Here is a 15,602-nt window from a genome sequence, read left to right on the forward strand (position 1 = left end):
TGGCCCTTAAAAATCGTTTTAGAGATCGCTAAACCTATGTCAAACCAAGAAAATTCACAAAGCGCGCCCCGTCAACTGAGTGTTGAAAAAATCGGCGGCACCTCGATGAGCGCCTACGAAGCGGTGCGCGACAATATCGTGCTCTACCCGGCATCCCCTTACAATCGAGTTCTGGTCGTCTCGGCCTACGGCGGCGTGACCAACCTGTTGCTTGAGCACAAAAAAAGCGGACAGCCCGGTGTTTACGGCCTGTTTGCCCGTGGCGACGACAGCCATAACTGGCAGGAAGCGCTGGAAACCTTGCGTGCCGAACTGCTAAAAATCAACAGCGAACTGTTCAGTGACGGCGAACAGCTGAAGCATGCCAACGCCTTTATCGACGCGCGTATCACCGACACGCGCGAGGTGCTGGTTCATCTGCATGAAATCTGCCGTCACGGCCATTTCGAACTGCGCGAACATCTATTAACCGTGCGCGAGCTGTTGGCCTCGATCGGTGAAGCCCATTCGGCCTATAACCTGGCCGAACTGCTGAAGAACCAAGGGGTCAACAGCGTATTTGTCGACCTGACCGGCTGGGATCGCAAAGAAATCCTGCCTTTGGACGAGCATATCGAAACCGCTTTTGCCGATATCGACTTTGCCACAACCTTACCGATCGTCACCGGTTATGCACACTGTGAAGAAAACCTGATCAGTACCTTTGACCGCGGATACTCGGAGATGACCTTCAGCCGAATCGCCGTCATGTTGAAAGCGACCGAAGCGGTCATCCATAAAGAATTCCACCTTTCTTCCGCAGATCCTCGTCTGGTCGGCGAAGAGAATGCCGTACCGATCGGAAAAACCAGTTACGACATTGCCGATCAACTGGCCAATCTCGGTATGGAAGCGATTCACCCGGGCGCAGGTAAAGGCCTGCGTCAGGCACGAATCCCGCTGCGCATTATGAACACTTTCGAACCGGAGCATCACGGTACCCTGATTACTGCGGACTATAAGAGCGAAGAACCGAAAGTCGAAATCATCGCCGGTATGGATTCACTGATTGCTGTCGAAATCTTCGACCAGGAAATGATGAACGAGCAGGGCAACTACGAAGCGCAAATCCTGAAAGTGACCAATCGCAATAAATGCCAGGTGGTCAGTAAGGATTTCAACGCCAACACCATCACCCTGTATATCAACAGTAACTTGAACAAGGTGAACCACGCGACCAGCCAGCTGGAAGAACTGTTCCCATCGGCGCAGATTACCACCAGCAAACTGTGCATGGTTTCGGCAATGGGCAGTAATATGCGCGTCAAAGGGCTTCTGGCCAAAGCAATTCAGAGCCTTGCCGACGAAGGCATCAATATCGAAGCCATGCATCAGAATACCCGTCAGGTGGAGATGCAGATCTTTGTCGATGCCGACTGCTACGCGACTGCCGTCAAAGCATTACACCAGAAACTGATCGAGGTGCATGACCACGGTATGGCAATCGCCTCGCACTAAGCTTAAATAGGCGCCGACGTTCGCTCGGCCTTAAAAAAGAAAGCGATGTCGGACTCTCCGCCATCGCTTTTTTTCTCTCTGCTCCCCTGAAAATAACGGATACTATCCGTCTGAATCCGTTTACGGACCGAAAATCGAACCGTCAGCAAAAAGCCACATACAACACTCGCTATAACCACTATAAATTGTTACCATACAAACCAAAACACACAACCTATAGTAAGAAGACGCAAAAGAGAGACGCTTTTCTGAAATATTTTAAATGACAATTAATCTCATTCAGTACTAAAATAGTCAATCTCTTAAAATTTCGGGGCGCAAACCCCTGTTTCGATGTAGAAGGAATAAACGGAAATGAGTTGCCAAGATAAAAACACCTACTCAACTTTTTGTCAGAGTCACAATGACCCAATGAAAGAGCCGATGTTCTTTGGACAAAATGTGAATGTGGCGCGTTACGATCAGCAAAAATATCCGTTTTTCGAAAAGCTGATCGAAAAGCAACTTTCCTTCTTCTGGCGCCCTGAAGAAGTGGATATCTCGACTGACCGAGCCCAGTATTCACAACTGCCGGCAAACGAGCAGCATATCTTTGTCAGCAACATCAAATATCAGACCCTTCTGGACTCGGTTCAGGGACGCAGCCCAAACGTAGCTTTGCTGCCTTTGGTATCCATTCCCGAACTGGAGACCTGGATCGAAACCTGGGCCTTTTCCGAAACGATCCACAGCCGCTCCTATACTCACATTATCCGCAATATCTTTACCAATCCGTCCGAAGTCTTTGACGATATTGTCGATAACGATGAGATCACCAAGCGCGCCCTGGCCGTCACTTCGCACTATGACGAACTGATCGCCTTGACCAACAAAATGTACGCCGAAGAGATCGACCTGAATGAGAACCCGGAATTCCGCAAGCAGATCAAGAGCCAGCTCTATCTGACCATGGTTTCGGTCAATGTCCTGGAAGCAATCCGTTTCTACGTCTCCTTCGCCTGCTCGTTCAGTTTTGCCGAAAGATCGCTGATGGAAGGTAACGCCAAAGTGATCAAACTGATTGCCCGCGACGAAGCCCTGCATCTTTCCGGAACTCAGAACATCCTTAATCTGATGGCCGATGGCAAAGACGATCCTGAAATGGCTATCATCGCCAAAGAACAGAAAGAAGCCGCCATCGACATTTTCCGCTCCGCGGCGCAACAGGAAAAAGAGTGGGCCGAATACCTGTTCAAGGACGGTTCGATGATCGGGCTGAATGCCAGCATTCTGAAAGAGTATGTCGAATACATTACCAACGTACGCATGAAAGCCCTGAATCTGGAACCGATTTTTGAAAACCGCAGTAATCCGCTGCCATGGATGAATAACTGGCTGGTCAGCGATAACGTGCAGGTCGCACCGCAGGAATCGGAAATCAGTTCCTACCTGGTCGGGCAGGTCGACTCCAAAGTCGATACCAACGACTTCAGCGACTTCTCCCTGTAACGGAATTCCCTCTCTTTTTCCATCGGCGGCAGCTCTTCTGCCGCCCTTCCCCCGTCATAAATTTTTCACCTAGGTGTGACATAAGCGTCATTCGTGCTCACTAAACTGGCCGAATGAAACGATGTTATTTAGCTTTTTTACGCCACGCACAGTACGAACAGCAGCCGCAGATGCCGAGCGCTCTGCAACCCTACGGATTGACCGAAGAAGGGTTTGCGCAAAGCAGTAAAGCCGCCAAAGCGCTGCAGAAACTGATCAAGCACCAGAAGTGGCAACTTTACCCAAGCATTTACAGCTCGAATCTGTTGCGCTCCTGGCAGACGGCAACCGAAATCAAACACCAACTCAAACAGTCCTGTCAGATTGAAACAACCGCCGCTTTGAACGAACGTTCCGTCGGCGCTCTGGCCAATCTGACGCTTGAACAGATTGAAGCGGTGATTGACCAGGATCCGCGGTTCGCGCCTCTGCCGCCGCACTGGAAAAGCAATTCCGACTTCTGCCTGCCGGTGGACGGCGCCGAATCCTTAATGCAGGCCGGCACCCGTGTCAGCCAATTCATTCAGCAGACACTGCTTCAGGTCATGGCCAACAGCGAGTCGAATAATCAGTTGATCGTAATGGTCGGCCATGGTGCAGCCTTTCGACATGCTGCCTACAAACTCGGTCTGCTGGAAAAAGCGGAGATCGGTCGTTACTCGATGCACTATGCGCAACCGATGGTTTTCGAATGCCGCCTCAAGGCACACCAACTGGAAATCGACCTGCTCGCCGGAAAATGGAAAGTGCGCCAGGAAGAAGAACGTCCGGATTAAACGGATCACAAGATTTTAGTGGAGGACTTCCAATGAATGCCCTGACAGAGAGTTGGTCGACTACCGGCGAATTCAATCACCCTCACGGCTGGCAGACGCCGCAAAAAGAGATCTACTTTTTCTGCGACCTGCATGCCGATGCCGACGCCTTGCTTAACTCCCTGAAATTGAGTGGTCTGATCGAACAGCGTTCGACTCATGAAACGCTTTATCTCTCGCCCGGAGCTGAAAACGCACAGATTCTGATCGGCGGCGACTGCTTTGACAAAGGCCCGAGCAATCTGGCGCTATTCCGCCTGTTGAATAAACTGCGTGCACAGCATCCCGATCTGGTTCTGCTTTCAGGCAATCACGATCTGAGAGTTTATGCCGGGCTTTTAGCGACCAATCATCTGGACGATCTTCGACAGGCTCACTTTTTCGTGCGTATGGGTCGAAAAACTGCGGCTTTTTTCGCCGAAATCTTCGAGCAGTATTGCCGGGATGAAAAAATTGCATCCATACCGCAAAGCTTGATCGAAGCTCAACTGATGCCCGATGAACAGTGGTTCGAACTTTTTCCGCAGTACGCCTGTAACTTTATGAGCGCTAAGCAGCTCAAGAAAGAGCTCAAACAGATCCGCAAAAAGAAACAGGATTTCATCGAGGCGTGGAACTCATACGGCTATGACTGGAACCAGCTGATGATGGCGGTCACTACGGCCAAACAGTTGTTCATCGAACAAGATGGTGAGTTTTTCTGGTTCTTCCAAAACCTGCAGTTAATGCAGCGTCACGGCAGCTATCTTTTCTGTCATGCCGGAATCGACGACCGGATCGCGCATCGCCTGCTGAAAGAACCGGTCGAAGACATCAACCAACAGTTCAATCAGGCATTACAGCTAGGCAAGATTTTCGAGATCTACTACAGCGAACTGGGCAATGTCGTGCGCACAAAGTACCGCAATAAAGACTGGGCCTTTTCCGAACTGGGCGCACAGGCTCTGAAAAACCAGGGAATCTATGCACTGGTTAACGGACACCGAGCGCATCACGACGGTCAGCAGCTGATTATTCGCCAGGGAATTCTGCATTTTGAATGCGATACGGAGCTCAACGCCAACTGCCGTGCCAAAAGCAACCTGCCGGCAAACGGTCAAGCTGTTACAATATTCTCTTCCGACGGCACGGTTCAGGCGTTAAGCAACGACCTCACGGCGCCGAAACGGTTCCACCCTTCAAGGTTTACAAACCCGAACGTTAGGTTCAATTAATTAGCGGGCAAAAGAGGGAGTTCATAATGGCAAAGAAACCGCAATACTTCGAACATGAATCTCTGCAGGACAAAGAGTCCGTTGTTAATTACCTCAAAGCCTTGTCCAAAGGAATCGAAAAGGGTGAAATTCTGCTGTCGGACGATGAAGACACCCAGATCCTCAATACCAGCGAACTTACGCAAATGAGTATCAAAGCCAGCAAAACCAAAAAAGAACAGAGCCTGCGCATCAAACTCAGCTGGACCAACGATACCGATGACGACGATCCGGATAATGCTCCGCTTTTTATAAAAGCGAAAAAGCCCAAGAAAAAGAAATAAGCCACTTGTCACCTGATCTGTCTTGTCAATTTCACGGTACACAACCACTATGAATCATTTTCCCGAGGTCTATGAAAGTCTGCGCTTTCTATTGATCGATCTGCAAAAACAGCTGCAAGCCATCTACGACGGCATAGCGGAAAATGATCCGAGCCTGTTCCTCAAAAGCCTCGAGCGCATCGACTATATCGAAAACGCCCATCTCAGCTTACTGAACCGTTCTTATAACAGCAGCCTGCGCCAAGACCGCGAATATCAGGCGCAACTTCAGGGCTTTGAACATATTTCCTACAGCCTGCATCACCTTTCCTCGCAACTCGAAGCCTTATGCTTTCAGCTGGAACAGTGTAAATCGCTGAAGCTGTTGCAGAAAAAGCGCATCTTCGCCGCGCTTGAAGACCTCAATAAGGGATTGTTGCTGATTGAACCGGCCGTCGAAAGCGAAGAGCTGACCCTGTCGATCGACATCTGTCAGCTTCAGGGGCGGATTGAAAAAAGCTGTCGCCAGCAACTGGACCGTTATCAGGACAACCTGAAAACCGGACAGTACAGTCAGGCGCTGATGCAGAGCAGTTTTATCGTCCGTGACATCCTGAATATGGCCGATGCCCTGCTCAAAGTCGGAGAAGGCATTATCTCCGGGAAACTCGGCCAGTTCATTCAGATCGATCGCTATCAGACGCTGGAAGCCAGCTTGTCTGAGCTGGATTACGATCTGACCGAGCAGAGCATCAATATCCACTCCATGGGCGAAACCAAATCCGGCTGCACGATTTCCGGCGTCACTTCGGCCAGCGAAGCGCAGGAAGAAATTCTGGCAATCTTTAAACAGGGACGTAAAGACAAGCTGCTGGAAGAAAAAATCGGCATCGAAAGCTGGCACGAGAAATTCCCCGGCATTGCTCCGGAGGTGTATTCCTATCAGAAACAGGGCGATAAAGCCGCCCTGCTGTTCGAATACCTGACCGGGAAGACCTTCGACAAGCTGCTACTGGAAGATCGTCAGGCACTGCAATCAGGACTGAACCGACTGTTTGCCACCCTTAGCGAAATCTGGCAAGCCACCGAAAAAAGCAAACCGATCAGCGCTAACTTTATGCGACAGCTGCAGAAACGCCTGAAAAGCGTCTACGCGGTACACCCTGAATTCAACCTTAAAAGCAAGGGGCTGCGCATCGGCGATGCTCAGCAAGCCTCATTGGAACAGCTGATTAAGCAGGCCGCCAAACTGGAAGAGAAGTTTGAGGTGGCCAATGCTGTCTATATCCACGGCGACTTCAACGTCGACAACATCCTTTACGATGCCGATAAGGACGATATCAGTTTTATCGACCTGCATCGCTCCGAATACCTCGACTATACGCAGGATCTCTCGGTACTGATGGTCTCTTTCTACCGTCTGACCAACTATGATCCGAAAGTACGTCAGCGCATCCGTCTGACCATCGAAGCTATTTACGACTTCGGTGCCGACTATGCCGAACAGAATAACGATAATGACTATGCAAAACGCATGGCGCTCGGGTTGGCGCGGTCTTTTATCAGCTCGACCCGTTTCGTGCTCGATAAGGAACACGCCAAATCCATGCTCTTTAAGGGGCGTTACCTCTTGGAACAACTGATAAATCTTCCGAAAAAAGAACTGCCCAACTATCAGCTACCAAAGGAGCTCTTCCGTGACTAATCTGAAAATTGGCGTTGTCGGCATTCCCGGCAAATGGTCAACCGAAGTCCTGGCCGACGAAATCGAAGCGAAAACCGGTTTCCGAATGGTCATCGATATCGAAAAAGTCGTCGCCGATCTCTCGACGCCGAAAGTCACCTATCAGGGGCAGTGCCTGTGCGAACTCGACGCTATCATTATCAAAAAGATCTCTCAGACCTACAGCCCAATGGTAATTGACCGTCTGGAAATCCTGCGTTTCGTCGAATCCTGCGGCGTCAAAGTCTATTCCAAACCAAGCGAGATTATCCGTCTGGTGGATCGCATGAGCTGCACCATCTCCCTGGCACGGGCAAAAATCCCCATGCCGAAAACCTGTATTACCGAAGATCACGACGCCGCCTTCAAGACCGTCAAAGAATTCGGCGAAGTAGTGCTCAAGCCGCTATTCTCCACCAAAGCGCGCGGCATGGAAGTGATTAAAGCGGATCAGAAAGACGACTTAATCCGCAAACAACTGCAGGCGTTCTATCGCACGCATCAGTTTTACTATATTCAACAAAAAATGAATTTACCCGGTCATGACATGGGGCTGGTTTTCCTCGGCGGAGAACATCAGGGAGCCTACGCCCGGGTCGCCAACGGCGACAGCTGGAACACCACCATTCACTCCGGCGGGAAATATGCCGAAGTGAAACCGTCGCAGGACATCATCGAGATGGCGCAAAAAGCGCAAGCGCAATTTGACCTCTCCTATACCACGGTCGACATTGCCGAAACCGATCAGGGCCCGGTCTGTTTTGAAGTTTCCGCATTCGGAGGATTCAAAGGCGCCAAAGAAGGATTGAATCTTAATATGGCGCAGGCCTACACCGATTACGTCATTCAGGATTTACAGAAAAGCGGTGCCAATGATTAATGCGACCCTGATTTCGGAATTGATTGACCGTCAACCCGCGACCTCTGCATCCAGTCTGGAGCTGCGCCTCAGTGAAGTCAGTTATCGGCTGCAAAGCAACAGTGAAGTCCTGTTGCAGGAACTGGCCGACTATTTCGGTAATCAGGCTGTGTGGAGCGACAAGAACACTGATAGCGATAAGACGCAGACTCGAGAGACGGTATTTATCTACGAATCATCCCTTGCGGACAAACTGATTGCCGCCACCGAATGGCAGGACTGGAAACGCGAAGCGGGTAAAAGCGGACGCAAAGATGCGGTTTACGACCTCGATACCGCACACGGCAAACTGCGCCTGCTGTATAAGGTCAAAACCGGGATGCTGTTCCTGCAACCGGCCGAAGCGAATCCACAGTTCCCTCTTATGGCCTTCGGCCCGGCGGAAAAACATCCTAACCAGATTATCAACTTTATCCTGACTCAGTATCTGAACCGGCATATCCGGAGTAACTGGCTGCTCGGACATGCCGCCGGATTACAGATTAAACAACAGGGTGTCGCCATCGCCGGACTCTCCGGCGGCGGTAAATCGACTCTGATGCTGCACCTACTGGAAGAGGGCGAGCACTTTATCAGCAATGACCGCCTGCTGTTCAAAGCGGATGCATCAGATCGCATGCAGATGCGCGGCATTCCCAAGCAACCGCGAATCAATCCAGGCACGATTGTTCACAACCCGCGCCTGCATTCACTGATCAGTGAACGGCAACGCTGCGAATTTCTCGCTATGCCGCAGGAAGAGCTGCGCGCTCTGGAGATGAAATTCGATGCACCGGTGGACCGACTGTATTGGGGAAATTGCTATTTGCAGGAATGTGAACTGGACTGGATAGTAATTCTGAACTGGCAGGCGAGCAGCGATGAAAGCACTCAAGTGCATCGCACGACTCTGCAGGAATCGCCGCACCTGATCCCGGCACTGGTCAAAAGCCCCGGCCCTTTTTACAGCGATGCTTCGGGCAAATTTCTGAAAAACGGTCTGATTCCTGACCCTCTCGACTATCAGCAGGCTTTAGGCAAGGTAGCGGTTTTGGAACTGACGGGGAAAATCGATTTTACCCAAGCCAAATCGTTAATACTCGACCAACTGAATCATCCGCAAGAAAACGCGTAACCCATCAGAACTGCGGTAGATAAAGCGCCTGCCCGTTGTCGTCATGAAAGGTTTGCAGCTGCATCTCCAGCGCTTCCTGCAGAATCAGCGGCTGCAATACCTCTTTGGCTTCGCCCTCGGCGACAACCTGTCCCTGCTTCAACAAGAGAACCCGATCGGCCAGCTGCATGGCCAGAGGCAAATCATGCACCACCATAATCACACCCAGCCCCTGACGACACCATTGGCGTAACATTGCCGCAAAACATTGCTGATGACGCATATCCAAAGCAGCATTCCACTCGTCCATGAACAGCCATCTGCCGCTGAAGTCCATCTCTTCACCCTGCTTTTCGCAGTCCCCCAGAGGCCATATCTGCGCCAGAGCTCGCGCCAGCTGCGCCCGTTTAAACTCCCCTCCGGACAGACTTAAAATCGAGCGATCCAGCAGATTATCTAGATCACAAACTGTAATAATCCGCTGCAGACAGCGCTCGAAACGACCTTCATGCCGATAGGCTTCCAGCAGTTCACTGCTGTACTGAATTTCCAGTCCCAGACTGACGAGCTGGCGGACGGTGAAATCAAACTGCACCCCCTGCTGCTGCTCAACGACCGCTCTTTGTCGCGCAAGCGCCTGCAGACTCAGACTGGAAAGCGGTTCATTCTGCCACACAATATCGCCCGCGCTCGGATCGAGGCTTTTTGCCAGCAGGCTCAGCAAGGTTGATTTACCCGCGCCGTTCTGTCCTAGAATGACATTGATTTGTCCGCTCTGGAATTCGGCATTGATCTCATCAAGCAGTTCCGTTTTCGCGATACGATAAGCAAGGTCCTGACAGACAATCCGTTTCATTGGCGCCATCCTCTGCGCTGTTTAAGCAACATCATCAGAAAAAAAGGCGCACCGATCAGAGCCATCAAAAGCCCGATCGGCAACTCGAGAGGATGCAGCAGGACTCTCGCCAGCCAGTCAGCCAGAACCAGCAGTATTGCTCCGCCCAAGGCACTCAAAGGCAAAACCAGACGATGATCGGAACCGACCCATAAACGGACGATATGCGGCACCACCAGACCGACAAAACCGATAACGCCGACCACCGAGACGGCACTGCTGACCATCAGCGCACTGAAAATCATCACCTGCCATTTAAAACGACCTGTATCGTACCCCATATAACGGGCACTGTTTTCCCCTAGAACAAACGCGTTCATCGCTCGGACCAGACGCCACAGAACCGCTGTACAGAACAGCACGACCGTTGAAACACCCACGACCGACGGCCATGAAAGATTGACCAGCGAGCCCATCAACCAGAAGGTCACCGTCCGTAACTGCACCAGATCCGCGACACTGAGCAGTAGCTGGGTGGCCGCCCCCATGATTGCGTTAACCGCCACCCCGGCCAGCAGCATCAGCGCAATATCGGTCTGACCCGACTTGGTCGCCAACCGGTAAATCAGCAGAGTCGCCAGAAGCCCGCTCGCAAATGCGAAAAAACCGATCTGCCATAATGCGACCTGTTGCCACAGCCAGCCGCCAAGCACCATAATCGCTACCGCACCAAATGCGGAACTGCTGGCGACGCCAATCAACCCCGGCTCGGCCAACGGATTGCGGAAAAGCGCCTGCAAAGCGACACCGGCGACTGCCAGACCGGCTCCGACAATGATTGCCATCAGTACGCGCGGCAAACGGAACTCTTGCAGAATAAACCACTGCTGGCTACTGACTCCTTCCGTCAACAAGCTATTCCAGTTCAGCGAACTGTGTCCCACAAACAGATGTCCGATCACAGCCAGCAGCAGAATCCCGCCCAATATCACCGATCTGCGTGTCGGAAACGCCCCCGCAGAATTTTTCATGCCTGCGCCTCAGTCGCCTGCGCTTTTAATCGCGCCTTTTTCCAGCCCAGATACTGTTCGCTGAGCGTTGCAACCACGGCACCGTTCCAGATCACGATAAACCAGATCAGATAAAGCCAAAGCAGAAACAGCGGCACGGCAGCAAAAGCGCCGTAGACAAGATCATAAGTCGGGAAGAGTTTGACGTAGACTCCAAAACCGACTTTAAGCAATTCCATCTGCAGCATGGCCATAAAACCGCCTAAAAAAGCCGCACGAGTGGAAACCTGGCAAGCGGGAACGAATTTATACAGCAAGGTAAATCCGAGCCAGCTCAAAGCAACCGGAATAATTTTCAAACCGAACAACAGCTTCTCGATAAAAGGCGTGGTATCGCTGACCAAAGGCAATGCCAGAATCGCCGAACTGACCAGCAGGCTCAATCCGAGGAGAATCGGTCCAAACAGGCTGATGCCGAGATAGTGCAGCAAACTGACCCACCAGCGTCTTTTCGCGCCCTCCGGCCAAAGCTGATTGAGTTTTTGATCCACTTTCCACAGCAGCATCACGGTGGTTATAAACATCATAATCAACCCCGGCCATTTCAGATGCGTTGCCTGAAACGAGAACTGCAACAGATAATCCTGAATTACCGGCTGGGAACTGGGCATCAGATTTTTTACGACCTGATCCATCACCAGCGCCTCGAAATCGTAGAAGTAACTCGATACCGAAAACAGTGCCAGCATCACACCCAGCATCGGCACAATACCGATCAGCGAGGTGTACGCCAGAATCGCGACGGCATCGGAGCCTTTCTGCTGCTGAAAACGCACCGCCGACCTGAACCAGAAACGCCAGTGGGCAATGTTTTTAAACACGGAAAAGGAACTTTTATAATCTGCTTGTCGTGCCGAAGGCATAGTCGGAAGGATCCTTGGAACAGTTTTTAGACATTTGCGCCTATAATAACGCCGCTGGAGCTTTTTTTCTTGCTCTGCGTGCCATTGAAGGCAAAAACAGAGACAACTTTTTCAAACGGAAAATCAACGGGGAAATAGAGTGGGTGTAAAACAGTGGCAATTCTGGATAGACCGCGGCGGAACCTTTACCGACATCGTCGCTCAAGCTCCTGACGGCAAGCTGCACACCCATAAACTGCTTTCGGAAAATCCGGAACGCTACCAGGACGCCGCCATCGCCGGTATCCGCTATTTTCTACAGGTCTCCGAACCGGCACCGATCCCGGTTGAACAAATCGCTTGCGTGAAAATGGGCACAACCGTCGCCACCAACGCTCTGCTGGAACGCAAAGGCGAAGCGGTGGCGCTGGTTACCAACCAGGGATTTGCCGACGCGCTCAAGATCGGCTATCAGAACCGCCCGGACATTTTTGCTCTGGAAGTTCGCACCGCGACGCCCCTGTACCAAAAGAGCATTGAAATTCCCGGGCGAATGAACGCCGACGGTAAAGAAATCGAAGCACTCGACGAAGCCGTAACCAAAAAGGGGCTACACGCCCTTAAACAGGACGGCTATCAAGCCATTGCGATTGCATTGCTGCACAGCTATCTCAACCCGCAACACGAAAAACAGGTAGCCCAATGGGCGGAAGAGATCGGTTTCACTCAGATATCCACATCGGCGGATACATCGGCACTGATCAAATATATCGCGCGCGGGCGCACAGCGGTCGTTGACGCCTATCTTAGCCCGATTTTGCACCGCTATGTACGTCAGGTTGCCGCTCAACTGCCCGGAGTGGATCTGCAGTTTATGCAATCACACGGCGGTCTGTGTCAGGCGGAGCGTTTCCAGGGAAAAGACGCCATTCTATCCGGCCCTGCCGGCGGCATTGTCGGCGCAGTGAAAACCGCGAAAATGGCCGGTTTTGATGAAATCATCGGTTTCGATATGGGCGGCACCTCGACCGATGTCTCGCACTATGCTGGGGAGTTGCAACGCAACTTCGAAACCGAGGTCGCCGGCGCGCAAATGCGCGTGCCCATGCTCGACATCCACACGGTCGCGGCCGGAGGCGGATCGATTATTCACGCCCACCACGGCGAGTTACGAGTCGGCCCGGAATCTGCCGGTGCCAATCCGGGACCGGCAGCATACCGACGCGGCGGCCCTCTCAGCGTGACCGACGCCAATCTCCTTCTCGGCCGCATTCAAAGCCAACATTTCCCGGCCGTTTTCGGAGCCGACGGTACACAGCCATTGGATAGAGAGATCGTCGCGCAGAAATTTTCCGACCTGGGCCAAGCGCTGAACATGACGCCCGAATCACTCGCCGAAGGCGCTTTGCAGATCGCCGTCGAGACCATGGCGAATGCGGTACAGACGATTTCCACCCAACGCGGCTATGACCTGAAAGACTACACCATGGTCAGTTTCGGCGGTGCCGGAGGACAACATGCCTGCGCCGTCGCCGAAAAACTGGGGATTGCCCAGGTTTTACTGCACCCCTACTCGGGCGTTCTCTCTGCTTACGGTATGGGACTGGCGCAGAATTCGGTGCTGATTACACGCTCTCATCAGCAGTCTCTTGAGCACCTCGACAAACTGCAAAGCAGTCTGGAATCACAGAGAGCCGAAGCCAGAGAAGAGCTTGAACAACAAGGTGCGCAATTCGCCGAAGACAAGATCACACTGCATCTTAACTATCAGGGCAGTGACACTACTTTGGATGTCCACTGGCGGGAAAAGGCCGGCGCTGACGACTATCGGCACGCCTTTGAAGTTCAGCATCAGCGTCAGTTCGGTTTTCGCCTGGATGCAGACATTCATATCCATAGCATCAGCGTTGAGGCTTTGAGCACGGCCCATCAGGCCCGTAAACTGGCGCCAGCCGAGCAGGAAGCCGCCAAAGCGGAAGAACAGGTGCAAACCTACCATCATGGCCAATGGCACGATACGCTGGTTTTTCAACGCGACCGGCTCGCTTTGCAGCAGATCTTACAGGGACCGGCGCTGATTCTGGAACCAACCGGTACCATCTATCTACAGCAAGGATGGCAGGCGAAACTGCTGCAAGACGGACAGCTGCTTCTGGAAAAATATCTGCCGCAAGATGTTGCACGCGAAACTGCACCAGGCAGCGGTTCGCTGGATATCAACACCGAGATCGATCCGGTCAAACTCGGACTTTACAATCACCGTTTTATGGCCATTGCCGAACAGATGGGGGCGGTTCTGGCAAAGACCGCACACTCGGTCAATATTAAGGAACGTCTGGATTTCAGCTGCGCACTCTTCGACAGTCACGGCCAGTTGATCGCCAACGCCCCGCATGTTCCGGTTCACCTTGGTTCGATGGGCGAATCGGTTAAAACCGTCATTCAGCGGCATGCCGAACAGCTTCAGGAAGGCGACTGCTTCGCCCTGAACAACCCTTACGCGGGCGGAACCCACTTGCCGGATATAACCCTGATCTCGCCGGTATTTATTGACGGAATCTGTCGTTTTTATGTCGCATCACGCGGGCATCATGCCGATGTCGGCGGCCTGACCCCCGGTTCTATGCCGGCTGACAGCCGTCATATTGAAGAAGAAGGCGTTCTGCTTGACTGCGTGCAGGTTGTTAAGGCGGGTGAACTGCAGTCCCTGATCATTCACAAAGCGTTTAGCCAAGCACGCTATCCGGCGCGTAATCTGACCCAGAACCTGCACGACCTGCAGGCGCAAATTGCCGCTAATCAGACCGGAATAAGCGGTTTGCAGAAACTCTGCGCCAAAACCGGCGTGGCCGAGGTCAGTGCTTATATGGCGTTTGTTCTGCAACATTCTGAACAGGCGGTCAAAGCATTGCTTGCGCAATTAAACAACGGACACTTCTGTTACGATACCGACCAGCAAACACAAATTTGCGTGCGCATCGATATTGATCGCCGCGCCGGTAAAGCCCGTATTGACTTTAGCGGGAGCAGCGCGCAACAGAACAACAATTTCAATGCCCCCTATGCTATTACCCGCGCAGCAACTCTGTATGTCCTGCGCACCTTGATCGATCAGCCTATTGCGCTGAACGACGGTTTTCTTCGCCCTATCGAACTGGTTGTTCCGCCGAACTCGATGCTCAATCCGAGCTATCCGGCGGCGGTAGTCGCGGGCAATGTCGAAACCTCGCAAGTGGTAACGGATGCACTCTACGGCGCCTTGAAAATTCAGGCCGCCTCACAGGGAACCATGAACAATCTGACTTTCGGTGACGAAACCTGGCAGTATTATGAGACGCTGTGCGGAGGAACCGGCGCCGGAAAGCATTATCACGGTGAAGACGCCGTTCACAGCCATATGACCAACTCTCGCCTGACCGATCCGGAGATTTTCGAGCTGCGCTATCCGGTTCGTTTAAAACGTTTTGCGATTCGCCACAACAGCGGCGGAGAAGGTCGTTTTAACGGTGGTAACGGCTGTGAAAGGCACATCGAATTTCTGAAACCGATGACCGTCTCGGTGCTGAGCAATCACCGCACCGTCGCACCTTACGGTTTGGACGGCGGCGCTCCGGGAAAAACCGGACAACAGGGCTATCTGGCGAGAGAGAGTGACCATGTCGAATGGCTGAAGAGTACCTTTACACAAACCTTCAACCCCGGCGATCAGCTATGGATGCACACACCGGGCGGCGGCGGTTACGGTAAAAAGTAGAACAACAAGAA

General features: G+C 52.3%; 12 protein-coding genes. 9 read left to right on the top strand and 3 right to left on the bottom strand.

Annotated features, from left to right (window positions below):
- Window positions 1-36: 36 nt before the first annotated feature.
- The 8 genes from J3999_RS01080 (at window position 37) to J3999_RS01115 (ending at window position 9,111) form a co-directional block, all read left to right on the top strand.
- On the top strand, window positions 37-1,497 hold the full coding sequence (locus J3999_RS01080; RefSeq protein WP_208126101.1) for an aspartate kinase: 1,461 nt from the start codon (window positions 37-39) through the stop codon (window positions 1,495-1,497).
- 354 nt (window positions 1,498-1,851) lie between these two features.
- Window positions 1,852-2,985, top strand: a complete 1,134-nt coding sequence (nrdB, locus tag J3999_RS01085; RefSeq protein ID WP_208126103.1) for a class Ia ribonucleoside-diphosphate reductase subunit beta — start codon at window positions 1,852-1,854, stop codon at window positions 2,983-2,985.
- Window positions 2,986-3,098: 113 nt separating this feature from the next.
- Window positions 3,099-3,800: a histidine phosphatase family protein gene (locus J3999_RS01090; RefSeq protein WP_208126105.1), complete on the top strand. Its 702-nt coding sequence runs from the start codon at window positions 3,099-3,101 to the stop codon at window positions 3,798-3,800.
- Between the two features lie 32 nt (window positions 3,801-3,832).
- Window positions 3,833-5,053, top strand: a complete 1,221-nt coding sequence (locus J3999_RS01095) for a metallophosphoesterase (protein WP_208126107.1) — start codon at window positions 3,833-3,835, stop codon at window positions 5,051-5,053.
- A 26-nt stretch (window positions 5,054-5,079) separates the two neighbouring features.
- Window positions 5,080-5,376 carry an amphi-Trp domain-containing protein gene (locus J3999_RS01100; RefSeq protein WP_208126108.1) on the top strand — a complete coding sequence of 99 codons (297 nt, stop codon included), beginning with the start codon at window positions 5,080-5,082 and terminating at the stop codon, window positions 5,374-5,376.
- Window positions 5,377-5,425: 49 nt separating this feature from the next.
- Window positions 5,426-7,060: a phosphotransferase gene (locus J3999_RS01105; RefSeq protein ID WP_208126109.1), complete on the top strand. Its 1,635-nt coding sequence runs from the start codon at window positions 5,426-5,428 to the stop codon at window positions 7,058-7,060.
- On the top strand, window positions 7,053-7,958 hold the full coding sequence (locus J3999_RS01110) for a GAK system ATP-grasp enzyme (protein WP_371811826.1): 906 nt from the start codon (window positions 7,053-7,055) through the stop codon (window positions 7,956-7,958). The genes J3999_RS01105 and J3999_RS01110 overlap by 8 nt, the downstream gene beginning before the upstream one ends.
- On the top strand, window positions 7,951-9,111 hold the full coding sequence (locus J3999_RS01115; protein WP_208126110.1) for an HprK-related kinase B: 1,161 nt from the start codon (window positions 7,951-7,953) through the stop codon (window positions 9,109-9,111). Before J3999_RS01110 ends, J3999_RS01115 begins: the two co-directional genes overlap by 8 nt.
- A gap of 4 nt (window positions 9,112-9,115) precedes the next feature.
- Here J3999_RS01115 and J3999_RS01120 read toward each other — a convergent pair whose 3' ends face one another.
- From J3999_RS01120 to J3999_RS01130, 3 genes are read right to left on the bottom strand one after another with little or no spacing between them, the layout of a single operon-like run.
- Entirely contained in the window at window positions 9,116-9,946 is an 831-nt protein-coding gene (locus J3999_RS01120) for an ATP-binding cassette domain-containing protein (RefSeq protein WP_208126111.1), read from the bottom strand.
- Window positions 9,943-10,956: an iron ABC transporter permease gene (locus J3999_RS01125; protein ID WP_243755224.1), complete on the bottom strand. Its 1,014-nt coding sequence runs from the start codon at window positions 10,954-10,956 to the stop codon at window positions 9,943-9,945. The genes J3999_RS01120 and J3999_RS01125 overlap by 4 nt, the downstream gene beginning before the upstream one ends.
- Entirely contained in the window at window positions 10,953-11,816 is an 864-nt protein-coding gene (locus J3999_RS01130) for a YihY family inner membrane protein (protein ID WP_208126112.1), read from the bottom strand. Before J3999_RS01130 ends, J3999_RS01125 begins: the two co-directional genes overlap by 4 nt.
- 181 nt (window positions 11,817-11,997) lie before the next feature.
- Between J3999_RS01130 and J3999_RS12005 the strand changes: the two genes are divergently transcribed.
- Entirely contained in the window at window positions 11,998-15,591 is a 3,594-nt protein-coding gene (locus J3999_RS12005; protein WP_208126113.1) for a hydantoinase B/oxoprolinase family protein, read from the top strand.
- Window positions 15,592-15,602 lie beyond the last annotated feature (11 nt).

This window comes from Thiomicrorhabdus sp. 6S3-12 (genome assembly GCF_017571475.1).
Taxonomy (GTDB): domain Bacteria; phylum Pseudomonadota; class Gammaproteobacteria; order Thiomicrospirales; family Thiomicrospiraceae; genus Thiomicrorhabdus.

Excerpts from the sequence above, each read along its gene's own strand:
- J3999_RS01080 (WP_208126101.1), top strand. The coding sequence starts at position 37 with ATGTCAAACCAAGAAAATTCACAAAGCGCGCCCCGTCAACTGAGTGTT.
- nrdB (WP_208126103.1), top strand. The coding sequence starts at position 1,852 with ATGAGTTGCCAAGATAAAAACACCTACTCAACTTTTTGTCAGAGTCAC.
- J3999_RS01090 (WP_208126105.1), top strand. The coding sequence starts at position 3,099 with ATGAAACGATGTTATTTAGCTTTTTTACGCCACGCACAGTACGAACAG.
- J3999_RS01095 (WP_208126107.1), top strand. The coding sequence starts at position 3,833 with ATGAATGCCCTGACAGAGAGTTGGTCGACTACCGGCGAATTCAATCAC.
- J3999_RS01100 (WP_208126108.1), top strand. The coding sequence starts at position 5,080 with ATGGCAAAGAAACCGCAATACTTCGAACATGAATCTCTGCAGGACAAA.
- J3999_RS01105 (WP_208126109.1), top strand. The coding sequence starts at position 5,426 with ATGAATCATTTTCCCGAGGTCTATGAAAGTCTGCGCTTTCTATTGATC.
- J3999_RS01115 (WP_208126110.1), top strand. The coding sequence starts at position 7,951 with ATGATTAATGCGACCCTGATTTCGGAATTGATTGACCGTCAACCCGCG.
- J3999_RS01120 (WP_208126111.1), bottom strand. The coding sequence starts at position 9,946 with ATGAAACGGATTGTCTGTCAGGACCTTGCTTATCGTATCGCGAAAACG.
- J3999_RS01125 (WP_243755224.1), bottom strand. The coding sequence starts at position 10,956 with ATGAAAAATTCTGCGGGGGCGTTTCCGACACGCAGATCGGTGATATTG.